23 protein-coding genes and 1 pseudogene are annotated in these 23,539 nt (G+C 65.2%); 11 read left to right on the forward strand and 13 right to left on the reverse strand.

What is annotated here, in order from left to right:
- Positions 1-28 precede the first annotated feature (28 nt).
- The 6 genes from TRD_RS06760 (at position 29) to TRD_RS06785 (ending at position 2,772) form a co-directional block, all read left to right on the forward strand.
- Complete coding sequence (locus TRD_RS06760; protein ID WP_015922387.1) at positions 29-214, forward strand: hypothetical protein; 186 nt, start codon at positions 29-31, stop codon at positions 212-214.
- 63 nt (positions 215-277) lie between these two features.
- Complete coding sequence (locus tag TRD_RS06765; protein WP_015922388.1) at positions 278-469, forward strand: hypothetical protein; 192 nt, start codon at positions 278-280, stop codon at positions 467-469.
- Positions 466-1,344, forward strand: coding sequence for an LLM class flavin-dependent oxidoreductase (locus TRD_RS06770; RefSeq protein ID WP_015922389.1), 879 nt, complete (start codon positions 466-468; stop codon positions 1,342-1,344). The genes TRD_RS06765 and TRD_RS06770 overlap by 4 nt, the downstream gene beginning before the upstream one ends.
- Positions 1,345-1,376: 32 nt before the next feature.
- Positions 1,377-1,979, forward strand: coding sequence for a thioredoxin family protein (locus TRD_RS06775; protein WP_015922390.1), 603 nt, complete (start codon positions 1,377-1,379; stop codon positions 1,977-1,979).
- A 24-nt stretch (positions 1,980-2,003) separates the two neighbouring features.
- Positions 2,004-2,504, forward strand: coding sequence for a hypothetical protein (locus TRD_RS06780; protein ID WP_015922391.1), 501 nt, complete (start codon positions 2,004-2,006; stop codon positions 2,502-2,504).
- 4 nt (positions 2,505-2,508) lie between these two features.
- Positions 2,509-2,772, forward strand: coding sequence for a hypothetical protein (locus TRD_RS06785; protein WP_015922392.1), 264 nt, complete (start codon positions 2,509-2,511; stop codon positions 2,770-2,772).
- Here TRD_RS06785 and TRD_RS06790 read toward each other — a convergent pair.
- Positions 2,753-3,427 carry a cyclase family protein gene (locus TRD_RS06790; protein ID WP_015922393.1) on the reverse strand — a complete coding sequence of 225 codons (675 nt, stop codon included), beginning with the start codon at positions 3,425-3,427 and terminating at the stop codon, positions 2,753-2,755. The genes TRD_RS06785 and TRD_RS06790 overlap by 20 nt on opposite strands.
- 233 nt (positions 3,428-3,660) lie before the next feature.
- Here TRD_RS06790 and TRD_RS06795 point away from each other — a divergent pair, with 233 nt between their 5' ends.
- Complete coding sequence (locus TRD_RS06795) at positions 3,661-4,917, forward strand: MFS transporter (RefSeq protein WP_015922395.1); 1,257 nt, start codon at positions 3,661-3,663, stop codon at positions 4,915-4,917.
- Positions 4,914-7,436, forward strand: a pseudogene (gene mgtA / locus TRD_RS06800) (magnesium-translocating P-type ATPase). Before TRD_RS06795 ends, mgtA begins: the two are co-directional and overlap by 4 nt.
- Here mgtA and TRD_RS06805 read toward each other — a convergent pair.
- Entirely contained in the window at positions 7,403-8,818 is a 1,416-nt protein-coding gene (locus TRD_RS06805; RefSeq protein WP_015922398.1) for an NAD(P)/FAD-dependent oxidoreductase, read from the reverse strand. The pseudogene mgtA and the gene TRD_RS06805 sit on opposite strands and share 34 nt — an antisense overlap.
- Before the next feature lie 840 nt (positions 8,819-9,658).
- Here TRD_RS06805 and dnaJ point away from each other — a divergent pair.
- A complete protein-coding gene (gene dnaJ / locus TRD_RS06810) occupies positions 9,659-10,795 on the forward strand; it encodes a molecular chaperone DnaJ (protein ID WP_015922400.1) in 1,137 nt (378 codons plus the stop codon).
- A gap of 169 nt (positions 10,796-10,964) precedes the next feature.
- On the opposite strand, the gene TRD_RS14615 is transcribed toward dnaJ, so the two are convergent.
- The 8 genes from TRD_RS14615 to TRD_RS06845 all read right to left on the reverse strand — a co-directional run bounded on the left by TRD_RS14615 (position 10,965) and on the right by TRD_RS06845 (position 17,514).
- Positions 10,965-11,126, reverse strand: coding sequence for a Flp family type IVb pilin (locus TRD_RS14615; protein ID WP_015922401.1), 162 nt, complete (start codon positions 11,124-11,126; stop codon positions 10,965-10,967).
- A 44-nt stretch (positions 11,127-11,170) separates the two neighbouring features.
- Positions 11,171-11,386 (reverse strand): Flp family type IVb pilin, encoded by a 216-nt coding sequence (locus tag TRD_RS06815; protein WP_015922402.1) that lies wholly within the window; start codon positions 11,384-11,386, stop codon positions 11,171-11,173.
- Positions 11,387-11,659: 273 nt separating this feature from the next.
- Positions 11,660-12,724 carry a hypothetical protein gene (locus TRD_RS06820; protein WP_015922403.1) on the reverse strand — a complete coding sequence of 355 codons (1,065 nt, stop codon included), beginning with the start codon at positions 12,722-12,724 and terminating at the stop codon, positions 11,660-11,662.
- A gap of 324 nt (positions 12,725-13,048) precedes the next feature.
- Positions 13,049-14,326, reverse strand: coding sequence for an aspartate aminotransferase family protein (locus TRD_RS06825; RefSeq protein ID WP_015922405.1), 1,278 nt, complete (start codon positions 14,324-14,326; stop codon positions 13,049-13,051).
- A 44-nt stretch (positions 14,327-14,370) separates the two neighbouring features.
- Positions 14,371-15,507 (reverse strand): M20 family metallopeptidase, encoded by a 1,137-nt coding sequence (locus TRD_RS06830; RefSeq protein WP_015922406.1) that lies wholly within the window; start codon positions 15,505-15,507, stop codon positions 14,371-14,373.
- Positions 15,488-16,084: a LabA-like NYN domain-containing protein gene (locus TRD_RS06835; RefSeq protein WP_015922407.1), complete on the reverse strand. Its 597-nt coding sequence runs from the start codon at positions 16,082-16,084 to the stop codon at positions 15,488-15,490. Before TRD_RS06835 ends, TRD_RS06830 begins: the two co-directional genes overlap by 20 nt.
- Before the next feature lie 42 nt (positions 16,085-16,126).
- Positions 16,127-17,131: an NAD(P)H-dependent amine dehydrogenase family protein gene (locus tag TRD_RS06840; protein WP_015922408.1), complete on the reverse strand. Its 1,005-nt coding sequence runs from the start codon at positions 17,129-17,131 to the stop codon at positions 16,127-16,129.
- Positions 17,132-17,160: 29 nt separating this feature from the next.
- Entirely contained in the window at positions 17,161-17,514 is a 354-nt protein-coding gene (locus tag TRD_RS06845) for a hypothetical protein (RefSeq protein ID WP_015922409.1), read from the reverse strand.
- 345 nt (positions 17,515-17,859) lie between these two features.
- Between TRD_RS06845 and TRD_RS06850 the strand changes: the two genes are divergently transcribed.
- Together TRD_RS06850 and TRD_RS06855 are read left to right on the forward strand one after the other, a co-directional pair.
- Positions 17,860-18,870: an ADP-ribosylglycohydrolase family protein gene (locus TRD_RS06850; RefSeq protein WP_015922410.1), complete on the forward strand. Its 1,011-nt coding sequence runs from the start codon at positions 17,860-17,862 to the stop codon at positions 18,868-18,870.
- 4 nt (positions 18,871-18,874) lie between these two features.
- The gene (locus TRD_RS06855) at positions 18,875-19,534 is read left to right on the forward strand and encodes an HAD family hydrolase (RefSeq protein ID WP_015922411.1); all 660 of its coding nucleotides are present in this window, start codon (positions 18,875-18,877) and stop codon (positions 19,532-19,534) included.
- A gap of 184 nt (positions 19,535-19,718) precedes the next feature.
- Here the strand turns inward: TRD_RS06855 and TRD_RS06860 are convergent, their stop codons facing one another.
- From TRD_RS06860 to TRD_RS06870, 3 genes are all read right to left on the reverse strand, one after another.
- Positions 19,719-20,357, reverse strand: a complete 639-nt coding sequence (locus tag TRD_RS06860) for a DUF2182 domain-containing protein (protein ID WP_052294076.1) — start codon at positions 20,355-20,357, stop codon at positions 19,719-19,721.
- Positions 20,358-20,615: 258 nt separating this feature from the next.
- Entirely contained in the window at positions 20,616-21,215 is a 600-nt protein-coding gene (locus TRD_RS13655) for a DUF1326 domain-containing protein (RefSeq protein ID WP_169302290.1), read from the reverse strand.
- Between the two features lie 843 nt (positions 21,216-22,058).
- Positions 22,059-23,495: an aldehyde dehydrogenase family protein gene (locus TRD_RS06870; protein ID WP_015922415.1), complete on the reverse strand. Its 1,437-nt coding sequence runs from the start codon at positions 23,493-23,495 to the stop codon at positions 22,059-22,061.
- Positions 23,496-23,539 lie beyond the last annotated feature (44 nt).

Here is a 23,539-nt window from a genome sequence, read left to right on the forward strand (position 1 = left end):
GAGACGGCAGGAAATGGGAGGATGAACGATGCGCACGTTGGAGCGACTGTTGCGGATTCTGCAGCGCGAGAGCGCGCCGGTCAGCGACCCTACCTTCGCCACATACTACAGCTCGCTGGTCAGCCAGGTGGGGAGCGGTGTGCCGACGATCGAAGAGGCTCGCCGCGACTTCGAGCCGGTGCGCCGCGTCATCGATCGGGCGTTCATCGCCTGATCCTTGTCACGCTGGCCCCCCTGACCGATACTGGTAACGGCCGATCAGTGGAGGGGGGCCAACGTGCCATCGCTCGATCGCGACCAACTGCTCGAGCTTCTCTTGCGTGACCTGGAACAACCGCTCGCCGAGCGCCCCGAACTCCGCGCGTTCGCCGTCCGGGTCGCGGAGGCGATCATCGCCGCACTCACCGAGCACGAGCGGAAACGACATACGATCACCCCGGAGTTCGGTGAAGAGGAGCGGAACGGATGAGCGGTCAACGACCAGTCGTCCGCTTCGGAATCGGCACTGGTAACCGGCGTCCCTTTCCCGAACTCCTGGCCCAGTGGCGGTGGATCGAGGAACTCGGGTTCGACACCGCCTGGGTCGTCGATCACTTCATGGCCGCGGACAACGAGGACACGCCCTATTTCGAAGCCTGGACGCTCATCGCCGCCCTCGGTGTCCAGACCGAGCGCTTGCGCTTCGGCGTGCTGGTGAGCGGCAACACCTACCGCAACCCCGGCCTCCTCGCCAAGATGGCCGTCACGATCGACCATGCCACCGGGGGAAGAGTGGAGCTCGGTATCGGCGCTGGTTGGTGGGAACGCGAGCATCGCGCCTACTCGTTCCCCTTTCCCAGCACTGCCGACCGGATCGCCATGCTCGAGGAGGCGATCCAGATCATCGACCGGCTGCAACGTGAGCGCCGCGTCACCTTCCGCGGTCGCTTTTACCAGTTCGAGGACGCGCCCTTCGAACCGAAGCCGATCCAGCAGCCGCGCATTCCACTGATCGTCGGGGCCTTCAAGCCGCGTATGTTGCGCCTCGCTGCCCGCTACGCCGATATCTGGAACACGCGTGGCGAGCCGGACGAAGTCGGGCCACTGGCCGACTATGTCCGGGAGGCTGCTCGCAAGGCCGGACGCGCCGAGGACGCGATCCGCTTTTCGGTCTTCACCTGGCGGCCTCCGTTCGAAAGCGTCGAGCGTTTCCGCACTGTCGCGCTCGCCTATCTCGAACGGGGATTCACCGATCTCGTCTTCCCGATGCCGCCCGAACCGCAGTGGTCGGTACTGGAACGTTGCGCTCGTGAGGTGATTCCGGAACTCCGCGAGCGCGCTGCGCAGGCTCGTCGAGCACAGTGACCGGGACAATGCACGACAGGAGGTGATTCCCCATGGTGTCGGCTGCTGAGCGCTGGGAGAGCGCCCTGACGCCGGACGACTATCTCGCCACGATGCAACAGTATCGTGACCAGTTCGAGGCTAACATCAGCCGCACGCGCATCATGCCAGGGGATTGGGCCGCGTTCGGGCAGGAGCCGCTGTTCATCCTGATCATCACCGAGGACTGGTGCCCGGACTCCGTTCAGTTCGTGCCGATGGTCATCGCACTGGCACGCCGGATCCCCACGGTAGAGGTACGCATCCTGCGCCGCAGCGAGCATCAGGATCTCGCTGATCGCTATCGCCGGCCGGACGGCTCGCAAGCGATCCCGACCTTCGTCCTGCTCGATGCCGAAATGCAAGAACTCGGTTATCTGGTCGAACGGCCGGAGCGGGCGACACAGGAACTGCGGGAAGCACTCGCCGAGTTCGCAGCCCAGCATCCCGAACTCGAGGGTGTCACACGACCGTGGTCCGAGATGCCCGCCGAGACACGCATGGCTGTCCGCACCTTTCTCGAGGAATGGCGAGACCGGCAGTTCGACCGCTGGACTCGTTATCTCTTCGAGGACCTCGCCGAGATCGCCAAGACGGCCCGGGTGCGAGCAGCCTGAATTCACCGGAAGGGGAAGAACATTATGCACGAAGAGGACCGCCCGGGTATCCACACGACCGTTTACCGCCAGCCTGGTGGAAACGTGCCGACCGAGGCGACGGAAGCGGTCGGCCTGCAGGTCGACCGGGTAGAGGGGCAAACGGTCATCGTCCGTCAGAGTCGGGTCAATCAGCTCAGCGGTAACCGCGTGCGCCTCGAGCAGTCCCGGGTCGATCACGTGGAAGCACGTTCCGCCCAAACCGACCGGAGCGCGATCCGTCACCTGGAGGCCGAGCGAGCCGTGACGCTGCGCGGCGCAGTCGCCTGGGCACAAGCACGCGACGTGCGGGCAGTGCGCACACGGATCGCCCTTCTCCAGGCCGACCGCGTCACAGTCGAGGACGGACGCGTCGCGCTTGCGGTCGTCCGCGAGTTCGCCGGCCCAGCATACCTCCGCCTGCCACTGGCGGCCATCGGAACGTTTCTGGCTGGAATCGTAGCGGGACTCCTGCTGGGTCGCCTGCGCGGTCGCGATGGGGGGTGAGAGCATGGCGTCGAGCCATCGCCTGTTGCGCTTCCTGGCATCGAGCGCGTTCGGCATCGCCGCCGGCGCTCTGGTCGCTGCCGCCCTGGCGTCGGAACGACGACGGCAGGTCGAGACAGCGCTTCGTCAGCGCTGGCAGCGGGCGCGCCAGGCTGCCGAGTCGGAGGCGGTCGAGACCGAGCAGGAGCTCTGGGCACGCTTCCGCCAACTCGTGGGACTGCCGTCGCAAGACGGGCTCCCGCGCGATATCACGCCTCGGTCCCACTGAGGCAGGCATAGGCACGCACCGGCACCGCCGAGCCACTGCGGATCGGGATAGGCGCGGCGTGGAAGCGGAACCGGCGGCCGCGCAGCCGCGCGAGATCGCGGAGGTTCTCCACGATGGGAATCCCAGCTCGCAAGAGCTGGCTGTGCACCGGTCGGCTCCGGTTTCGCACATCGTCGATATTCCAACTGTCGATACCGACCAGCATCGCACCCGCCGCGACCAGCGATGCCGCCGCCTCTCCCGTCAGATACGGGTTGGCTGCCAGGTACCGGGCGGTTCCCCAATACCGATCCCAGCCGGTACAGACCAGGACAGCATGACCTGCCAGCTGGAGCCCCTCGAACCGCTCCGCGCCGATAGCCAGCCGACCGCGAGCGACCTGCCACCGCACGTCGACGACGATTCCGGGCACGTCAGCGACCCGCTCGAGCGGGAGCGCGGCGAGATCGAGTCCGTCCTCCCAGCGATGGAACGGGCTGTCGAGATACGTCCCGGAGTTACCGACGAACGCATAGCGGTGCACCACGAAGGTCGTTCCGCTCGCATAGTGCGGGGCCATCTCCGCTCGTGTCCTGAACTCCAGGATCTCCGGCTGGGGAAAGCCGGGAAACATGGGAATGTCCGGAGCGAACGGATGAGTGAGATCGACCAGCATGGCCCTTTCTCTCCCTCTCGTCAGTCGTCGGCACCACTGGCGAGCATCGTACCGGATTACGTTCCGAAATCTTGGGCTCTCTCCTGCATCTGGCCAGCGCGAGTGCACCTCCGCGCGTGCACCCGCGCCTTCGTGGTCACACGCCAGCGTCCACCTCGCTCCATCGTCGTCGAGCACCCTGGTGACGATTCGCCCGCCAACCCGTACGCTAAGCTCGAACGAAGCGAACGGGAATGACCGCGTACGACCGAGACAACCATGGTTGGCGATCCTATCCCCGGGGACTTCTCGTCTTGGCCCTCGCAACCTTCGTCCTGTTTCTCGCGCGGGGTATGGTCCTTCCTTTTCTCATGATCTACTTTGCGCAGATCGTCGGTTTGGGCGAAAGCCTGGCTGGAGCAGGCATCGCCCTCTCGTCCGTCGTCGGCGTCGTCGCGACGCTCGCGCTGGCCAGAACGATCGACCGCTCTGGGGCCCGCCGCATCCTCCTGCTCGCCTTGCTGGCCATGGCCGCTGTCCATGCCACGCTCTGGCTGGGTCGCTCGCCTGGGCTCTTCCTCTGCCTGATGAGCCTGTTCGGTATCGCCATCAACGTCTACTGGCCGGCCTCCGATACGCTGGCGACTACTTTCCTCCCACCGGAACGGGCTGGCGAAGTGTTCGGCCTCCAACGGGTCGCCAACGCGCTCGGCCTCGGTCTCGGCGGCCTGATCGGTGGCTGGCTGGTGACCGGAGGCGACCCGGCTGCCTATCGGACGAGCTTCCTCGTCAGCTCCGCAGGGATCCTCTGCGCCGCGCTGCTCATTTGGTGGTTGGTTCCCGCTGTTCACCGCCGGAGCGCCCTGGACCGGACCGCTTTACGCGGCGATTGGAGAGGACTACTGGCTGATCGCCGCTTTCTGGCAAGCCAGCTTCTGTTGCTGCTCGGCGTCACTGGCTTCACGCAGTTTCAGGTCAGCGTTCCACCCTTCTTACGGGAAGAAGCGGGATTCCGCGAGCGCACGATCGGCGCGCTCTTCGCTGTGAACACCCTAGTGGTCGTCCTCGCACAGGTTCCGGTCGCCCGCTGGGCAACCGGTCGACCCTTTGGACATCTCTTCGCTGCGACCGGTATCGGCTGGGCGATCGCGTACGCATCGTTCACGCTCGCCCCGCAGACAGCCGCCGCTGCCTCCGTCGGAGTGCTCGTCTACTCGCTGGCCGAACTCCTCTTCATGCCGGTCTCGGGAGCAGTCGTCGTAGCCCTCTCGTCACCTTACCAGCGAGCGCGGGCACTGGCGTTTGCGAGCGTCGTTTGGGCTATCGGATGGGGTGGCGCTGCCTGGATCGCCGGAGTTCTCCTGGAGCGTCAGCTCGCGCACGTTCTGTGGAGCGGGACGGTCGCGGTCATGCTCGGCCTGGCCGTCCTCGCCGCGAGGCTCACCGCGTTTCTCGGGGGACGACCTTCGACCGAACCACCAGTCAGCACCGGACTGGAGCGCGAGTCATGAGCGGGCCACCGACACTGATCGCTGCACCCTGGACAGGTCTCAGCAGCAATGAGGCGGCAGATCGGCTGCGCCGGTTCGGCCCGAACGAACCGGCACCGCCCCAGCGGCGCCGGGCCATGGTGCAATTTGCACGCCTTTTCCTCGAACCCTTGACAGTGGTGCTCCTGGTGGCCACCTCGATCACGGCTCTGCTCGGCGAGTTCGTGGATGCGACGCTCATCATGAGCATCGTCCTGGCCAGCACGACCATCAATTTCCTCCAAACCTATCGTTCGCAAAAGGCGGTGGAGACGCTGCAAGCCGCCCTGTTGCCCACCGCGACGGTCCTGCGTGACGGACAATGGCAGGAACTGCCGCGTCGGGAGCTGGTCCCCGGAGACATCATCCGACTGAACGCTGGAGATCTCGTCCCAGCCGATGCTCGTCTCCTCGAGACGAGCCATCTCACCGTCTAGCAAGCAGCACTCACCGGCGAGTCCCTTCCGGTCGACAAGACGGCCGATCCGTCGGCCCCAGCTAGCACCGATCCGCATGCGCCGCACATGGTGTTCCTCGGCTCGTCGATCATCTCCGGAACCGCCATCGCCGAGGTCGTCGCGACCGGGAAACGGACCCTGTTCGGCGGCATTGTCGCTCGCCTCGGAGCGCCCCCGCCGGAGACGGCCTTCCAACGTGGTCTCCGCGATTTCAGTCTGCTCATCACCAGGACTGTCGTGTTCCTGGTCCTCCTGACGCTCGTGGTCATGCTCGCGCTCGGTCGACCGCCCCTGGACGCCTCGCTGTTCGCGGTAGCGCTCGCCGTCGGTCTTACGCCGGAGTTCCTACCGATGATCGTGACGATCACGCTCGCCCAGGGAGCTCTCCGGATGGCACGCCAGCGCGTCCTCGTCAAATCGCTTCCCGCGATCGAGAATCTGGGGAGTGTCGATATCGTCTGCAGCGACAAGACTGGGACACTCACCCTCGGCGAGATGCAGCTGGTGGCAGCGGTCGATCTCCACGGCCACGACTGGCCGCGCGCCTACCAGCTGGGTTTGCTCAACGCCCGCACACAGTCCGGTCTCGCCAGCCCGTTCGATCGCGTGCTCCTCGCTCGTGACGTCGCCGAGTATGCGGATGTCGTGAAACTCGACGAGCTGCCGTTCGATTTCGAGCGGCGTCGCGTCTCGGTGGTGGTTCAGGTCGCTGGTCGAGTTCCCCTCCTGGTCACCAAAGGCGCCCCGGAGACGATCTTGCCGCTCTGCACGGCCTACGAGGACGAAGAAGGCGTGCACCCGCTCGACGAGCCGTTGCGGGCCCAGGCTGCAGCGCAATTCCGACAGCTCAGCGCCGAGGGACTGCGCGTGCTCGCTGTCGCCTGGCGCCGCTGGGAAGCGGGACGGTCGATCGAGCTCCCTGACGAGAGCGACCTCGTCTTCGCCGGGTTCCTCGCCTTTGCGGACCCGCCGCTTCCCGAGGCCGCGGAGGCGATCCGCCAGTTAGCTGCCGACGGCGTGCGCATCAAGCTCCTCACTGGCGACAACGAGCTGGTCACAGCCGCCGTCTGCCGCGCCGTCGGTTTGCCCGCTGAACGGATCGTCCTCGGCAGCGAACTGGAGCGACTCGACCCACTCGCGCTCGAGCGGCTGGTCGAGGAAGTCGACGCGTTCGCTCGCGTGACGCCGGCGCAAAAGCACCGGATCGTGCTCACGCTCAAGGCGCGGGGACACGCGGTCGCCTTTTTGGGTGACGGCATCAACGATGCCCCCTCGCTCCACGCAGCGGACGTCGGCATTTCGGTCATGAATGCGGTGGATATCGCACGCGAGGCAGCGGACATCGTCCTCCTCGATCGCCGTCTCTCGACGCTTCACGAGGGGATCATGGAGGGACGACGCGCCTTCTCCAGCGTGATGACGTTCCTGCTGATGGAGACGAGTTCGAATTTCGGCAACGTCTTCAGCATGGCGGGTGCAGCAGCGATTCTCCCGTTCCTCCCCATGCTGCCGCACCAGATCTTGCTCAACAACTTCTTGTACGACCTGGCACAGATCGCCATCCCACGCGATCGTGTCGATCCGCTCCTCACCGCCTCTCCTCGACGTTGGGACATCGGTTTCGTGCGGGCAGCCATGCTGGTCTTGGGCCCCATCAGTTCGCTCTTCGACTTCCTGACCTTCGCGGTCTTGCTGGCACTCTTCCACGCCGACGAGCGACTCTTCCACAGTGGGTGGTTCGTCGAATCGCTCGTCACCCAGTGCCTGGTGGTGTTCGTCATCCGCACCGCACGCGCCCCCTGGAGGGCACGACCGAGCTGGTTCCTCACTTTGAACGTTCTCGCGATCGTCGGGATCGGGTTGGCGCTACCCTTCAGCCCGTTCGCTGACGTGCTCGGCTTCGTCCAGCTGCCACCGAGCTATCTCCTCTTCCTCGCCGTCGCGGTGACCAGCTACCTCGCGCTGGTCGAACTGGCCAAGCGCGGCCTCTACGCCTGGTGGAACCACCGTCAGCGGGAGACCGTCCGACCAGGCCGGGCATAATCGGTCGGATCGATCCAGGGGCGCCCCTCCGCCAGTCGCGCCACTCGAAAAGGCGTCAGATCGCGCGACGAGCGTCCGGAGACGATCCACTCCGCCAACGCGCGCCCGATCGCGGGAGCGGTCTTGAACGACGTGCCCGAATCACCGAGAAACGCGAACAAGCCAGAATACTCCGGAATCGGCCCGAAGAGTGGCCGCCCGTCCGGACTCTGCATGACGATACCCGCCCAGCCTCCGCGCACGATCCCCTCAGCCAGCGCGGGGTAGCGACGCGCGATCGCTGCCCTGGCGGGCGCGACGAAGCTCGGATCGGCCGTCTCCGGATAGTGGTCCGGGTCAGCCGGCTGAACACCCGCTTCCAAGCCGACCAGCGTCGCGGTCTTGCCCTCTGGCCGGTACCACAAGCCAACAGCCGTATCGATCCCGCAACAATGCGCGGGTGCCGGCTCGAGCGGCCAACGGAACACGACAACCTGCACCCGACGCGGTAGCAACTGATAGTCGAGACCGAGCGGGGCGAGCAGCCGGTTGGCCCATGGGCCCGGTGCGAGAACCACCACTGGAGCAGCGATCGGTCCGCGCGTCGTCTCGACGCCAGCGACTCGATCCCCGGCGAGCAGCACCTCGGTGACCGTCGTCCCCGGCCAGAACGTGGCACCACGCTGCTCCGCGCGCGCGAGCAACCCCAGTGTCGCCGCGATCGGGTCGGCATACCCGCTCTCCGGCTCGTAGGCCGCGACGGTCAACTCACCCAACTCGCGCCACGGCTCGAGTTCGGCGACCGCTGCGCGATCGAGCAGCGTCACGGGAGCACCCAGCGCCTGGTGCAGCGCCACGTTCTGGCGCAGCTTTGCCTCGTCATCCGGTGCGACGACTTGCAGGAAGCCAGTGCGGACGAAGGGCGAGGATGTCCCGACCCGGCTCTCCCATTCCTGGAAGAAACGGAGACTTTCGAGTGCGAGCTGGGTTTCGTGCGGGTTGGGATAGTGCAACCGCACCAGTGCCCCGGATTTCCCGGTTGCCCCAGAAGCGGGAACGCGGCGCTCGACGACGAGCACATCCCGCATCCCGAACTCGGTCAGCCAGTAGGCGACACTCGCGCCGACGATTCCTGCTCCGACGATCACCACCTCAGCAGTCGCCGCCATGCCTTCCTCCCCGGTCGTGGTCATCCAACCAGTTCGCTCCGCGCCGGTCAAGTGCGCACGCTCCGCGGCCTGGACGAGATGGCTGTTCGTGCCTCCGCGCGGGACACGAATCAGCTGGAGTACAGCAGCGCAGCTGACGAGCGGAAACGAACGCACGCGCCCGGCGTAGCCAGTCGACAACGATGGATGCTGGCTGCATCGTTCAGTGTGCGCTTCAGGAACGGTCAACAGCACTCTCGGTGGTGCTCCTGTTCACCGGTCGGTCCCGCTCCGCGAAGCAGAAGCGCGAGTCGTGGTGCTTGCTGCGGCGACAAGAGTGTCCGAGAGGGGAAAACCGCCCTGCACGGTCGAACGGGGACACAGGGAGCGAGCTCGGCCATCGTTCGGGGGACACGCAACGCGTCGCCGTGCGGCCAGCGGATCGACGGAGAAGATGCGCGGCTGATCCGCCGTGGTGGCTCCCGGAGAACCAGTCTCCCCTTTTTCGAAGAAAAAAACGCGCGGAGCACCGGGGGACGGAGCGCTCCGCGCGCCAAGGGAAGGGAAGGGATTGGGGTGCGGGTCGGTCAGCGGGGGTGCTTCCCGCCCGCTGACACAATCATACCACTCGACAGAAGTCATTGACAAGGGGTCACCACCGAGCCAGAACCGACTGCGGGAAGTGCCACTGCTTCCCCGCCCTGACCGACCGAGAACGACGATGCCTTCCGCCACGATGACCACTCCGGTGAGTCAGCACGCACTCAGCGGGGGACGGCGCGATCGCGGACATGACCGTGCCGCCAGGTGTCCCTGTCGCGAGGGCGCGCGCACCGACCCGCTGACGACGCCCTCTCTTCCCACGGAGGAGCTGACAACTCCCGCGGTGCTGAGCTTTCCGCACCGGTCGGGGAGCGGAGCGACAGCGATCATTGCCTCGACTGGCGCCCGATACTGCGCACGCTCGCACCCGAGTCCGCCAAACCCACGCTCGCACTAGCACACGTTTCGCTGCCTGCGAAGAGGGCGTCTTGCCTTGCTATACTCTGTATCAGACTCTGCGCGGATCGGGAGTGCCCGAGAGCAGGGGTGCCGATGGCTGCGAAGCGCGACTATTACGAAATCCTGGGAGTCAGTCGCACGGCGACCCAGGAGGAGATCCGCCGGGCCTACCGGCGCTTGGCTCGCCAGTATCACCCGGATGTCAACAAGTCGCCGGACGCCGAGGAGAAGTTCAAGGAGATCAACGAGGCCTACGAGGTTTTGAGCGATCCCGACAAGCGTGCTGCGTACGACCGCTTCGGCCATGCTGGTGTCCAGGCTGGTGTCGGCCATGAGCCGAGCGCGGGCGGCGATCCGTTCGGCTTCGGCTCGCTCTTCACCGATCTCTTCGATTCCTTCTTCGGCGACATGACCGGAACCACCCGGCGCCGACCGGCCCGCGGTGCCGACCTCGAGGCCACGATCGAACTCACGTTCGAGGAAGCGCTGCGCGGGGTGGTGAAGGAACTGGAGATCGAGCGGCTGGAGCTCTGTCCAGATTGCCGGGGAACGCGGATGCGCCACGGCGCTCGTCCCACCACGTGCCCGGTGTGCGGTGGGACCGGACAGCTGCGTCGCTACCAACAGACGATCCTGGGCGCCATGATCACGGCTACCACCTGCAGCCACTGCGGGGGCGAAGGCCGCGTCGTCTCCGATCCGTGCCCGACCTGTCGGGGACGCGGGCGCACCGTGCGGCGACGCACTGTCCGCCTCGAGATCCCTGCTGGCATCGAGGACGGTGCCACCCTGCGCTTGACCGGCGAGGGGGAGCACGGTGAGCCGGGCGGCGCGCCGGGTAATCTCTATGTCCACGTACGAGTCCGACCGCACGATTTGTTCAGGCGCGAGGGAACGACGCTCTACCTGGACCTGCCCATCAACGTGGCCCAGGCGGCATTGGGTGCCGAGGTCGAGGTACCGACCATCGACGGTCCGGTGCTGCTCACTATCCCCCCGGGGACACAGCCTGGCCAGCGTTTCCGCCTGCGCGGCAAGGGGGCGCCGGAACTCGGCAGCGAGCGGCGCGGCGACCTCATCGTGACCGTCCGGGTCGTGGTGCCGACCGAACTCACGCCCCGCCAGCGTGAGCTGTTCGCGGAACTGGCCGAATCGCTCGAGCGACCGGACGTGCACGAGGCGCACCGCAAGGGCTTCTTCGAGCGGATCAAGGAAGTACTCGGCGTCTGAGCGCTGCGCTCGTGGCGAGGAGGGGGTTCGCCGCCTCGACCGAGCGCACGGCCATCGCTCTGCTGCTGGAGTCAAGCATGCACGAAGAGAGAGCGGCGGGATCTTCCCGCCGCTCCCGCGCCAGGTCAGCAGAACGCCCTGCCTCGGCGATCGAGACAGGGCGTTCCGTTCACGAGCCGGGAATCGCTCCCGCAGCTGACTGGTAGAAGCTCGCCAAGGCACCGCCGAGGATCGTCAATGCCCCGACGAGGGCGATCGCCACGAACAGGATGATGAGCGCGTACTCTACCAGCCCTTGCCCTGCCAGAGCTGCCCGGTGCCATTGTCTCATGCCGTTCTCCTGTGAGCATGCATTCCCGAACGGCAGAAGAAGGATCACTGGCCGCCACCGCCGCCACCGCCGCTGAGTGCACCCTGGATAGTCGAGAACACGTTCCCGATTCCGCCAGCCAGCGCCGTCAGGGCAAAGATCAGGGCGATCGACACCAGCGCGATGATCAGGGCGTACTCGACCAGCCCTTGCCCCTCGGCCGCTCGGTTCTTCTGGGTCTCCCACCAGGCCAGCACATCGTACACGTATCGTTCCAGCATGGCTCTTCGCTCCCTCCGAGAATGGTCGCCAGCCGATGACGGCTCGGCTCGATGACTCCATCTGCCCGATCCGACCGCCCGCTGCCGCTCGCCGAAAACCGTCACCCCCCTCCTGCTGCCACAGCTCGGTCGGTCAGCGCGGGTATCTACTGCCACAGTACGGTGGGAACCCGTGAGGCTCGTAGGTGCAGTCGTCTCGACTGGAGTGGGGAACTTCGGCGCGACCCGATCGGGGGAGAACATCCTGGCCAGCGCGCGAGACAGAATCAGGACTCAGGTAAGGGGCACGAGGAGCGTCCCGCGCCAGCGCTCCGCCGCGATCGCTTCCTCGGCCAGACTGGCACCCAGCTGCTCCAGCCGTTCCGTGACCAGCGGATCGAGCGGCGGCAGGGGATCGAGCGCCGCTGGACCACCAGCTTCCAGAACCGCTACCAGCTGGGCCGACTCGACACGCAGCTCCACCGCGAGATCCGTCACGCCCGGCTGACGAGCTGCCCGCACCGCCAGTTCCTGCAGCAGGCGATAGACCAGGTGCGACAGGGGAGGCGCGAGCCTCGCATCCTGCTCCGGCCCGGTGACCGCCACGCGCTCCAGTCGGCTTATCCGGGCTAACTCGCGGAGATAGCGACGGAGCGTCTCCACGAGCCCGATCTCTTCCAGGAGGCTCGGCGCCAACTCGAGCAGCGTGCGTCGCAACCCATGCACTGCTTCGCTGGTCAACTCGCGTAGCCGCAGGAGTTCGGGACGCAAGTCATCGGCCCGCTTGCGCTCGACCTGGAGGCAGATCTCCACTTGCAGTGCGACCGCACTCATGAGCTGCACGAGCTCGTGCTCCAGCGTCCGGCGGATCAGCATCCGCTCTCGTTCGGCAGCTGCCAGAATGTCCAGAGGGCTGGCCAGCTGGCCTGTGCTACCCAAGAGGCGCGTCCGCCGGTCACCGCCACGCTCGCGCTCGGTCACTGCTCGCAGCTGGCTCTCGGCGAGCAAGAGCAGCTCGCGCAGGCGTTCCTGGTAGAGCGAAAGGCTCTGGCGACGCTCCTCCAGTTGCTCCATCTGATTGCGGAGCATGAAGAGTCGCAGCGTCGCCTCGTGAACGGTCCGATAGGCATCGCGGATCTCGCTGCGCGGGTACGCTTCCAGGTTACTCTCGACCTCGCGCAGCCGGGCGCTGAGCTGGATTTCGCGCTGGCTGAGCCGCTCCACCTCGGCAGCAGTCTGTGCCAACAGCAGCTCGATCTCTTCAAGCGAGCGCCCCGTCTCGCCCAGTTCGGCACGACAGCGCTCCACCGTGCTGCGCAACTCCTCGGTGAAGCTCACGCCGGTCCGCTCACCGGTCATCGTCGCCTCCCCGACGCTCACTCTAGCGAGACGATCGACCGCCGACAAGGCAGGGTGCCTAGGAAAGAAGTCCCCAGCTGAGCCGTTCTCCCGCTCGGCTCACGTCGACCAGAGTGGGTGACCCGGCGACGCTCTCAGCGAGGATGGCGCTGACGCAGCGTACCCCGAATGGCTCATGCGGCGCTGGGCGCTCGCGCACCGGTACGAGTACGAGACACGTCCTCTACCGGCTCGCCAGCAGCGCTCGGGCAGGAAAAGCGCTCGCAGCGCTGACTTCCCGCCAATGCTGCGAGCGCTCCACCACTTCGGTGATTCGCGACCCCGTCACTCGGCCGCCTTCAGCGCCTCGCTGAAGACGTCCAGGAATGCATCGGCCTGCTCCTGCGTGATGACGAGCGGTGGGATGACGCGGATCACCTGATCGTGCTCGCCAGCCGTGATGAGGAGCGTTCGGAGTTCCTGTGCCCGCTTGACCACCCGCTTGACTGCCTCCGGATTGGGAGCCCGATCGGGCTTGATCAGCTCGACGCCGATCATCAGGCCGAGCCCGCGCACCTCACCGATCACCGGGAACTCCTGCTGCAGCTCGCGGAGCTGCGCCATGAGATACCCGCCGATGCGTGCTGCGTTTTCCGGCAGCTTCTCCTCGCGCATCACTTCGAAGGTCGCCACACCGGCCGCACAGGCGACGGCATTGCCACCATAGGTACCGCCATGCGCACCCGGCTCCCAGCGATCCATCAGTTCCTTGTTGGCCACCACCGCGGCCAAGGGGAGTCCGGAAGCGATCCCCTTGGCAACCGTGACGATGTCCGGCACAATCTCGAAGTGCTCGAACGCCCACATCTTCCCCGTCCGACCGACCCCCGTCTGGATCTCGTCGACGATGAGCAGGATGCCGTAACGGTCGCAGATGGCCCGCAGATTCTGGAGGAACCGCTTGGGAGGAAGGACGTAGCCACCCTCGCCGAGCATTGGCTCCACGATGATCGCCGCGACGTCGTCCGGCATCACCATGGTCTGGAACAGGCGCTCCAGCTCCGCGATGCAGACGAGGTCGACATCCTCCGCTGGGACGTTGTACGGGTTCCGGAACGGGTACGGATACGGAGCATAGTAGATCGAGGGAACCAGCGGCTCGTAATGGCCGCGCACCTTGACCCGCGAGGTCGTCAAGGCCATCGCCAGGTGCGTCCGACCGTGGAAGGCCCCGCGGAACGCGATGATGGCCGGGCGTCCGGTCGCCGCCTTGGCCAGCTTGACCGCGCCCTCTACCGCTTCAGCCCCTGAGTTGGTGAAGAAGACCTGGTTCAGCGTGGGTGGCATCGTCGCGGTGATGAGTTGGGAGAGCCGCAGCATCGGCTCGTGGATCAGGATGTTGGCCTGGGCATGGATGATCTTGCCCGCCTGTTCGCGGATCGCCGCCACCACGCGCGGGTGGCAGTGCCCGGTGTTGACGACCGCGATCCCCGAGGTGAAGTCCATCCAACGCTGGCCCTCGATATCCCAGACGTAGATCCCTTCGGCCCGGTCGACGACGACCGATGAGTAGCGCGTCAGGACACGCGGCAAAATCTGCAGCGGATCGACTTCGAGTCGCATCAGTCAACCCCTTTCCTTCTCGTCCCTATCCATCCCAGCCTTCCTTACCAGCGGTTCAAGAGCGCCGTCAGGAAAGCCGTCCGTTCGATCAGCCCCGCAATGCTGACCTGCTCGTGCTCGGCGTGGGCACCGTCACCGGGGCAACCCAGCCCATCCAGCGTCGGCAGACCCAGTGCAGCCGTGAAGTTGCCATCGCTCGCCCCACCGGTCGCTGCTTCACCGATCTCCAGCCCCAGTTCTCGTGCGATCGCGCGTGCCCGCTCGAACGCTCGAGCGACCGCCGGTGTCCGCTCCATCGGCGGGCGATTCATCCCACCGTGCACCTGCACAGTCGCTCCCCGCAGCCAGGGGCGCGTTCCCAGGATAGCCGCGGTCACCCGCTCGGCTTCCTCGGGTGTCACCACGCGGAGGTCGACCTGTGCCCACGCCTCGGCAGCAATCACGTTGGAACGCGTTCCACCACCGACGACTCCGACGTTGACGGTCGTCCCGCGCGTCGGATCGCTCAAGCTGTGGAGGTAGGCGATCTGGTTGGCCAACTCCTGGATCGCGCTCACCCCCCGCTCGGGGTCAGCACCGGCATGAGCAGCACGCCCAGTGATCCGCACCGTGAAGATCCCGACACCCTTCCGCGCCGTCTTGAGCGCCCCGCCCGGTGCTGGCGGTTCCAGGCAGAAAACGACCGCACAACGCCGGGCTTCGTCCTCGATCAGCGGTCGCGAGACAGGACTGCCGACTTCCTCCTCGGTATTGATCAACCAGCGGATCGGCCGGTGCGCCAGCCGCCGCTCCTGGAGAAAGCGCATCGCCTCCAGGAACATGGCGATGCTCGCCTTCATGTCGTAGATCCCCGGGCCGAAGGCGAGGTCTCCTTCGATCCGGAAGGGACGGTGCTCCACCGTCCCGACCGGCCAGACGGTGTCGAGATGGGTGAGCACGAGCAATGGCTCAGCTGACGCATTCCCCTGGGCTGGCCAACTGGCGATCGTGAGATCACCGTACTCCTGCTGTGGGTATTCCTCGATCGACGCTCCGAGTTGACGTGCTCGCGAGCGAACGTACGCGACGAGACGATCGACCGCTATCTTGTCGGTGCTGGGGGACTCCAGCTCGACCAGAGTGCGGAGTTCGGTGAGGAGCGCCTCGCGCCTGGGCAGGACGTCAGCGATCGAGATCGTCATCAGCCAGCTCCTGCTCCTGCCAGACCTCTTCTTCGCCATGCTCCGGTTCGGGGCGCACGCGGCCCGCGGCCGGTGGGCGCGGCTGACTGAAATGGCGCAGATTCACCTCGAGATCGACGTAGTAGTCAGCGAGTTCCATCAATTCCACCGCCGTGTTGCGTGGGGCAGAAGCGATCTCCACTCGTCGGCCCAGGCGCTGCACCGTCTCCACCAGGTAGCAGTACTCACCATCGCCAGTCACCAGGACGATCACATCGACGTGCGGTGTTTGCAGCAAGACGTCCACCGCCATCTCCAAATCGAGGTCTCCGCGCAGCGCTCCGTCACTCCCACGCCGCAGTGTCCGAGTGACCACCCGGAACCCGTTGCGGCGCAGCCAGGTGAGGAACGGCACCGCGCTCGACTCCTCGCCAGCCAGGGTCACGTACGCGTAGGCACAGACCAGCCGTCGCCCCGCGACGAGAAACTCCAGGAGCCGGGCATAATCGATCCGTACCCCGAGATCGCGTGCGACGAAATAGAGGTTGGACATATCGAAAAAGACTGCGACACGATCGATCTGGTTCGGCAGGACCATCGAAGCGACCCCCTCGTACCGTCAATCCAGCGAGCACGCGAATCACGAACGAACAGTGATGATGGGGAGATCGACCATCGTCACCAGCCCGGGGGCATGGGCGACCACCCGCGGCACCGCATTGAGGGCGATCGCGGTCGTTGCCCGGTCGCCCTGGAGACCACCGGGAATGACCAGTTCCAACGGGGTCGTCCCCTCGAGGAGCACACGATCATAGGCCGGATCGGCATCGAGATACATGCGCAAGTGCAACGTGATCCGTTCTTCACCCTCGACGAAAGCCCGGCCGAGCTGGTCGACACCGCACACCCGTCCTGGCTCCACCGTGAAGTAGCGCGTCTCGATCCGACGCTCAGCGATTACCGGTTCGATCCGCTCCTCGTAGCGCTCGATCCGCCAGCCGAGCCCCGCGGCGATGAGGTAGGCCGATTCGCGCAGCCCCACGTGGCGCACCGTTCCGGCCGCGGCCAGTTGCTGGAACTCCTCGACCGTCTTGCCTGACCCGATCTTCTCCTGCAACGGTTTGCGCCGCGTCGACGCGTTCTGGATCCGCTCCACTCGCACTGCGGTCACCTGCTGGGCGACACCCGAGAAAAAGAGCGGAAGCGTGTCCATCACATAGCCGGGATTGACGCCGGTACCGAGCACCGTGACGCCGTACTCGCGGGCCAGCCCATCGAGCCGCGCGGCCAATTCCGGATGGCCAGCAGCGGGGAAAGACAGTTCCTCGCACGTGGAAACGACGTTGCAGCCGGCCCTGACGATCGATTCGAGTTGTGGAAAGACCCGATCCAGGTAGGATCCAGTGGTATGCAGGACGCAATCGGGTCGCGTCTCGGCCAAGACTGCTTCCGCATCGGCCCGTACCAGGACACCGACCGGCCCCTCGAGACCGAGCAACTCGCCGACATCGCGACCGACCTTCGCCGGATCGATATCGATGGCGCCCACCAACTCGTACGATCGACGCTCCAGAGCGAGTCGCGCCAGCTCTTGACCGATCGGCCCCATCCCGTACTGCACGACCCGATAGACCCGCTCGCTCACAGCCTGTCCCCCTCGCCTGTCACTGACCCTCAGGACTCTTCCGGATTACGGCGTTCCCGCTCCTTGAGCTGGCGGTAATACTTCTTCGGCTTGGGCAGCGGCCGCTCCTCCTCTTGGGCGCGAGCAGCCGCGGCCTGGGCAGCCTTCTGGACGAGCTGTTCTTCGAGCACCGCCAGATCGTCGTAAATGACGATATTGCTATTGGCCTGGGGCGTTCGCATCAGCCGCCGCACCAGCTCCAGGAGCGAACGCACCTGTGCTTGGTCACCACCAGCGCGCTGGGCCGTCGCCAGCACGCTGTCGACGAGCGCGAGCGTCTCGGGTCGTGCCCGGTTCTCCACCAACCGCTGGCGGATGCGCTGCAAAGCATCGGTCAAGTACATCCGCCGCTCCTCTCTTCCAGCGGCTCACCGCGAGCCCGCTCTCCCATCAGCCTACACCGGTCATCTCGTCCCGACCATACCGGTCGCCGCGCTGCTCTCAGTATCTGCCACCGGCTGCCGCTGTGCAAGCGCGGTAGCCCTGATGGCCAAGAGAGCGCAGCACCCTTGCCGAAACCACCCCAGCTTTGCATTCGAGCGCACCCTCTCCTCGCTCGATCCACCCTCCTGGTGCCGAGCGGATGCGGTGATCGTCCCCACCTCCTGTCCACCATTTTGCTTCCCCACCTAGCGCCTGGAGCCCCTGCATGCTTCACTTGTCAGCTGGTCGCGATGTGAGGTGCGTGCATGGTCCAACCAGGCCGACCAGCTGACCTTCTCGACCGCTTTCTGGGCAGCCTCCTCGGCATGGCGATCGGTGATGCGCTCGGTATGCCGGTAGCGGGCCTCTCCAGCGATGCGATCGCGGCTCGCTACGGCTGGCTCGATCGCTTCCTCCCGCTCCTCGCTGAGGACGGCACGATCGAGGTTCCAGCCGGAACCTTCACCGAGGATACCGAACTGGCGCTCTGCCTCGTGGAGAGCACGATCGGTCAGAACGGTTACCTCGATGTCACCGCTGCTGGGTACCGCTTCGTGCGACTGCTCGAGGGGCCCGGCAGTCGCTTCCTCGACGAACCGACGAAGCGAGCCCTCGCGAGTGCCCGCGAGCACGGTGACTTCCAACGCGGCATCGCCGGGCCAGAAACCGCAACCGGTAGTGCAGCCGCCCGCGCTGCGCCGATCGGATTGCTCCATGCACTCTGCCGCTTCAACCCCGAACTCTTCGTCCGCGACGTGCTGCGGGCGACACTGATCACGCACGCGGAACTGGAAGTCGTGAACGGTGCCCTCGCAGTCGCCTACGCAGTTCTGCTCCTGACACAGGGGGCAACACCGCCCGACGTGCTCAGCGACGAGGTCGCTCGTTTCATCGACGAGGACGCGGTCGCCCGTCGCTTGCGCACGGTCGCTTCTCTCGCGCTCCCGGCCGATCCTCACGAGGTGGCCAGGTATCTCGCCACCCTCGGGGCATCCGCTCGGGTCGACGAGGTGGTCGCGACCGCCCTCGCGGCCTTCGCGGCAGCACCGGACGACTTTCTCCGGGCCGTCAGCATCGCCGTCAATGCCGGTGGAGCGACCGATACCCGCGGAGCGATCACCGGTGCGCTCGCCGGCGCGGCGCTCGGGGCGGGAGCGCTTCCGCCAGCACTCCTGGATGGACTCGAGGGGCGGCCCTATCTCGAGATGGCAGCACGCGCGCTGTTTCACGCTGCCCAGCAGCGGGCTGGCCGCTTCCTTCGGCTTTTGGCCCGGTGAGGCGATGGTGAGCGCGGTCATCTTCGACCTCGATGGGGTCTTGATCGATTCCGAGGCGCTTCAGCTCGCCGCCTGGGAGCAGTACGTTGCCCGGTTCGCACAGCGCCTCCCTCGCGAGCTGCTCCCGCGCCTGTTCGGCCGACGCTTGGCTGATGCGGCGCGCATCATCGTGGCGGAGCTCGCCCTGCCGGTCTCCCCTGAGCGAGCAGCGCAGGAGCGCGACGAACTGTTTCTCGCCTCCCTACCCGGAAACGTCCGCCCGATGCCGGGAGCGCACGATCTCATCGCCGCACTCCGGGCACGCGGCATACCACTCGGGCTCGCGACCAGCGGGCACCAGCGCTACGTCCGCCTCGTACTCGACGAACTGGGACTCGACGATGCCTTCAGCGTCCTGGTGACGGGCGACGACGTGGCGCGCGGCAAACCTGCTCCCGATTGCTACGTGCTCGCGGCAGCTCGCCTGGGAAGCTCACCTGGATCGTGTGTGGCGATCGAGGACGCTCCGCTCGGGGTGGCGGCTGCCCGCGCTGCCGGACTGCGTTGCTTGGCCGTTCCCAACGACCACACCCGGCACCTCGACGGCTTTGCGGCCGCCGATGCGATCCTTCCGGGGCTGGACGCTGTGCTGCCCTGGTTGGAATCGAACGGCTGGTTCAGCTGAGTACTGGTGGTGCCAATACACCCGATACGAGCCTTCGGGCTTGTCTCATCAGCCGCTCCACACCGTAGTCGGTGGAGGTGCCCTCGAGCTGTTTTGCTACACCACAGGCCACAATCTCGCGACAGTTGACAACCGGTCATCTTTCCTGGAGATCAGGAATCGGTGTAGGACCTCGTCTCGAGTACTACATTCCCATCATGACTGGCAAGAAGCGCGGATCGAACAGTATGAGTGTGCCCCACGTGGCGAGCGCCCCAGCAGCTGCGATCCGCACCGGACGACTGAAGGGAAGAGCCTTCTCGGCGAAGATCAGCGCCGTAAGAAGCAGCATCGCGCCGATGTTCATGAACCCGAGCGGAAGCAGAAGTAGAAAGAGCAGCCAGCAGCAACCGAGGCAGTACACGCCGTGTCGAACACCCATCACCAGTGCTCCGAGCGCACCATCACGCCATTGGTTTAGTACGAAGTGCAGGGGACTTCGACAGTGAGCGAGACACGCACGCTTGAGCGGTGACAATTGGTACAAGCCCGCGAGGAGAATCAGGAGTCCGCCAGCACGAGCGAGACTGGTAGCCGCTATTCCCGCCTGGTCCACGACCCGTTCGATCACTACCGCTAACCCGTAGACTGGAAGACCGAACGCTATCCAGAGGACGAGGTACCCGGCCACGAATATCCATGTCGCGACGAATGCTTTGCCCTGCTGCCGTTTCCCCGCTTGCACACGTGCGAACATGAGGATCATCGGTGCCGCGGCAGGGAACATCATTGCGACCATCATCGCAGTCCACGCGGTCAGAAAAGTGAACGCCCCGAGCCCCATGCTGGGGCCTTCCATTATCGACCCAGTTCGTGATCCCCAAGTCCATAGCAGGATCCAACTCGTGGTGGCAACACCGAGCAGGAGTCCGAGGATGATCCAGCGTAGGAAGTCCAGTGGGATTCCCGTGAGCACAGAACTGTGCTGCCCGGGAGCCTCTTTCTTACTCATGGGGAAACGTCCCGCTTTCGTAGGCCGTGAAAGCCGAAGAGCATACAGGGGGGCACATTTCAAGGTGCCCCCGCTGTCTCGTCATCCAGACTACCCACGCCAGGTGAAGCGGCTCATCATACCGGAATCACCGCTCCATGATCGCATGTCGGGATCCGACCACTGACTTCCCGCTGTCTTGGCTGGATGTCCCTCGATGATTCCGAAGGCGGCCATCGCTTCAGCCGCTTTGACCTTCGTCGCGCGGCCCCCCGGATCGTAGCGCGGTGCCCACTGCAGTCGTCCTGCCTCACTGACCATCGCCGTGACAATCTCGCCATGCTGAACCATGATCCGGGCCACGCGTGTCGGGAGCAGCGTCGTCACTGCCGGGCCGAGCGCGGCCATGGGACCACCGAGTTGCCCAGTGAAGAGCTGTTCGAGTGCACGCAGCTGCTCGGCACTCGCACCTTCATCGACATACAGATGAACCGTGAAGTTACCGTTAGCGAAGGCCCCCGGGATTTCGGCAGCCATTACGACCTTGCGTCCAGCGACGTCCAGGCCACCGACGTTCACACGTTCGATATCGAACAAGATAGCCGTACCGCACCAGCCTCGATCCGGCGGTGCAGTCAAGTCCATCCAGCATGGGCAGAGGAGCCCGCAGTTGCAGACCTCGAGCATCTGTCCCGCAAGTTCCCATGTCATCTCGAATGTACCTTTCACGAATCTGGCACAGCAGGAAGGCTTCATGAACCACGATAGCTGACTATGAGCGAATCAAACAACTCGCATTATCGTCGATATATGCTCAGAAAGAATCCAAAAGCTGATCGAGTAGGAATTAGTTCTAATGATTCCTTACTGATCATTATCTGACCAAGCTTGTAGTGCCACCCTATCCTCTGGGAGAGCTGGGAGCATCTTCGACGGTGCCGACCAGCCACCGTAGCATGGCGCAGGCCGTTTCCTCTCCGGTGGAATGGTTCGCTGTGCTTTCACACTGCGGGATTCACTTGCAAGCGCCCTCGCGCGTATCCCGAACCGAGCACGAGCGCAGTGCAACGATCGGCATCGAGGTTGAGCAGTCCAGCGAGTGACACCGGGCGCAGCTGACGTGGAACGACAGACGGGGCAAGGCAATCGTCTCTCGTGGGCACTGCGAACAGCGATGCAAGAAGACAAGGACTCTTCCGATCGGCGCAGGAGAACGCACCGCAACCGTCGATCATGCCGATTGCAGTGCTGCAGTGTGCACGCAACCGACAGTCAACTCAGAACTTCCCAGTCCTCGCTCACGTCTCGATACGAGACACCCGCCGGGAATCACTCTCCTGAAAGGAGGTTTTCGCCCATTGACCGACGCGATCAGGTATCGTGGCCAACTCGCGCGACGTCCGCCAACCCGGTCAGATTCAGTCCGATTCGCTCGAGGCACAATAGCGGTCTCTGCGTACACCGGGTAACGGAACGCGCTACTACCTCTCTCTGTGGCGCACGCTGATGCAGGGCGCCCGTGAAATTTCCCTACGGGCGCCCTGACGAGTGAGTTCACGAGATTTCCGGTACTCGATTGAAGACCACGAGCCGCAATTCTGTCATATCTTCGATCGCGTAGCGGAGCCCCTCGCGGCTGAGCCCCGAGTCCTTGACACCACCGTACGGCATGTGGTCGATCCGGAAGGTCGGGATGTCGTTGATGATCACCCCGCCGACTTCCAGCACTTCGAAGGCTCGGAGTGCATGCTCCAGACTGCTGGTGAACACGCCTGCCTGCAAGCCATAGGCCGAGTCGTTCACTTCGGCGAGCGCCTGCTCGAAGTCGTCGAACGGGAAAAGAACGACCAGCGGCGCGAACGCCTCGCGGCTGCAGACCGGGTGCCACTTCGGCGCATCGACGAGCACCGTCGGCTGGAAGAAGCGCCCCTCGGCTTTGCCGCCGACGAGCACCTTAGCCCCCTCAGCGACTGCCGACTCGACCCAATCTTGCGTGCGGCGTGCCGCCTTGTCGTCGATCATCGGGCCGAGATCGGTCGCTTCGTCGAGCGGATCGCCCATTTTGATTTTCTTGACGTCCTCGACGAACCGCTCGACGAACTCGTCCCACCGGGCGCGATGGACGAACACGCGCTGTACCGAGATGCAAACCTGTCCGGCGTAGGCGAAAGCACCAGTGCGGATACGCGGAATCGCTACGTCCAGATTGGCCGTCCGGTCGACAATGACGCCCGCGTTCCCACCCAGTTCCAATACCACTTTCTTTTTGCCCGCTCGCGCCTTGAGATCCCAACCGACATCCGGCGAGCCAGTGAAGGTGAGGAGCTTGAAGCGCTCGTCGGTGACCAGCCGATCCCCCACTGTGCGGTCCATCGGCATGATGCTGACAGCTCCCTTGGGCACCCCTGCCTCGTCGAGGAGCTCAGCGAAGGTGAGCATGGTCAAGGGATCGCGGCTCGGCGGCTTGAGCAGGATCGTATTGCCCGAGGCGAGCGCCGGTGCGATCTTGTGCAATGCCAAGTTGAGCGGGAAGTTGAACGGGGAGATACCAGCGATCGGACCGATCGGGAAACGGCGCGTGAAACCGAAACGCCCCTGGCTATAGGCCATGAGGTCGAGCGGGATTACCTCACCGCCGATCCGTTTCGCCTCCTCGGCTGCGGTCGTCAAGGTGAAGATACCGCGCTGGACTTCGACCCGCGCATCCCGGATCGGCTTGCCGGCCTCCTGCGCGATCAAGCGCGCGAACTCTTCTTGACGCCGGCGCAATCCCTCGGCGAGCCTCAGCAGAATCTCGGCTCGCTCGTAACTCTGCAGTCGCCGGGTGACCTCGAAGGCACGCTGGGCAGCCGTCACCGCGTCCTCGAAGTCCTGCTCGGTCGCGTTGAATGTCACCCCAACCAACTCGTCGTTGTACGGATTGCGGATCTCCAGCCGCTGCGGCGAAGTCCGCCACTCGCCAGCGCAATAAAACGGGTACTCGCGCGCCATCGTCTCGCTCCTCCCATGCCGCTGTCTACCGCTGCGGCCGCTCC

The sequence above is a fragment of the Thermomicrobium roseum DSM 5159 genome, assembly GCF_000021685.1.
In the GTDB taxonomy this organism is placed as follows: Bacteria; Chloroflexota; Chloroflexia; order Thermomicrobiales; family Thermomicrobiaceae; genus Thermomicrobium; species Thermomicrobium roseum.

What these genes read in the sequence shown, in the direction of transcription:
- TRD_RS06760 (WP_015922387.1), top strand. Translation starts at nt 29, where the DNA reads ATGCGCACGTTGGAGCGACTGTTGCGGATTCTGCAGCGCGAGAGCGCG.
- TRD_RS06770 (WP_015922389.1), top strand. Translation starts at nt 466, where the DNA reads ATGAGCGGTCAACGACCAGTCGTCCGCTTCGGAATCGGCACTGGTAAC.
- TRD_RS06775 (WP_015922390.1), top strand. Translation starts at nt 1,377, where the DNA reads ATGGTGTCGGCTGCTGAGCGCTGGGAGAGCGCCCTGACGCCGGACGAC.
- TRD_RS06780 (WP_015922391.1), top strand. Translation starts at nt 2,004, where the DNA reads ATGCACGAAGAGGACCGCCCGGGTATCCACACGACCGTTTACCGCCAG.
- TRD_RS06785 (WP_015922392.1), top strand. Translation starts at nt 2,509, where the DNA reads ATGGCGTCGAGCCATCGCCTGTTGCGCTTCCTGGCATCGAGCGCGTTC.
- TRD_RS06790 (WP_015922393.1), bottom strand. Translation starts at nt 3,427, where the DNA reads ATGCTGGTCGATCTCACTCATCCGTTCGCTCCGGACATTCCCATGTTT.
- TRD_RS06795 (WP_015922395.1), top strand. Translation starts at nt 3,661, where the DNA reads ATGACCGCGTACGACCGAGACAACCATGGTTGGCGATCCTATCCCCGG.
- dnaJ (WP_015922400.1), top strand. Translation starts at nt 9,659, where the DNA reads ATGGCTGCGAAGCGCGACTATTACGAAATCCTGGGAGTCAGTCGCACG.
- TRD_RS14615 (WP_015922401.1), bottom strand. Translation starts at nt 11,126, where the DNA reads ATGAGACAATGGCACCGGGCAGCTCTGGCAGGGCAAGGGCTGGTAGAG.
- TRD_RS06815 (WP_015922402.1), bottom strand. Translation starts at nt 11,386, where the DNA reads ATGCTGGAACGATACGTGTACGATGTGCTGGCCTGGTGGGAGACCCAG.
- TRD_RS06820 (WP_015922403.1), bottom strand. Translation starts at nt 12,724, where the DNA reads ATGACCGGTGAGCGGACCGGCGTGAGCTTCACCGAGGAGTTGCGCAGC.
- TRD_RS06825 (WP_015922405.1), bottom strand. Translation starts at nt 14,326, where the DNA reads ATGCGACTCGAAGTCGATCCGCTGCAGATTTTGCCGCGTGTCCTGACG.
- TRD_RS06830 (WP_015922406.1), bottom strand. Translation starts at nt 15,507, where the DNA reads ATGACGATCTCGATCGCTGACGTCCTGCCCAGGCGCGAGGCGCTCCTC.
- TRD_RS06835 (WP_015922407.1), bottom strand. Translation starts at nt 16,084, where the DNA reads ATGGTCCTGCCGAACCAGATCGATCGTGTCGCAGTCTTTTTCGATATG.
- TRD_RS06845 (WP_015922409.1), bottom strand. Translation starts at nt 17,514, where the DNA reads ATGTACTTGACCGATGCTTTGCAGCGCATCCGCCAGCGGTTGGTGGAG.
- TRD_RS06850 (WP_015922410.1), top strand. Translation starts at nt 17,860, where the DNA reads ATGGTCCAACCAGGCCGACCAGCTGACCTTCTCGACCGCTTTCTGGGC.
- TRD_RS06855 (WP_015922411.1), top strand. Translation starts at nt 18,875, where the DNA reads ATGGTGAGCGCGGTCATCTTCGACCTCGATGGGGTCTTGATCGATTCC.
- TRD_RS06860 (WP_052294076.1), bottom strand. Translation starts at nt 20,357, where the DNA reads ATGGGGCTCGGGGCGTTCACTTTTCTGACCGCGTGGACTGCGATGATG.
- TRD_RS13655 (WP_169302290.1), bottom strand. Translation starts at nt 21,215, where the DNA reads ATGACATGGGAACTTGCGGGACAGATGCTCGAGGTCTGCAACTGCGGG.
- TRD_RS06870 (WP_015922415.1), bottom strand. Translation starts at nt 23,495, where the DNA reads ATGGCGCGCGAGTACCCGTTTTATTGCGCTGGCGAGTGGCGGACTTCG.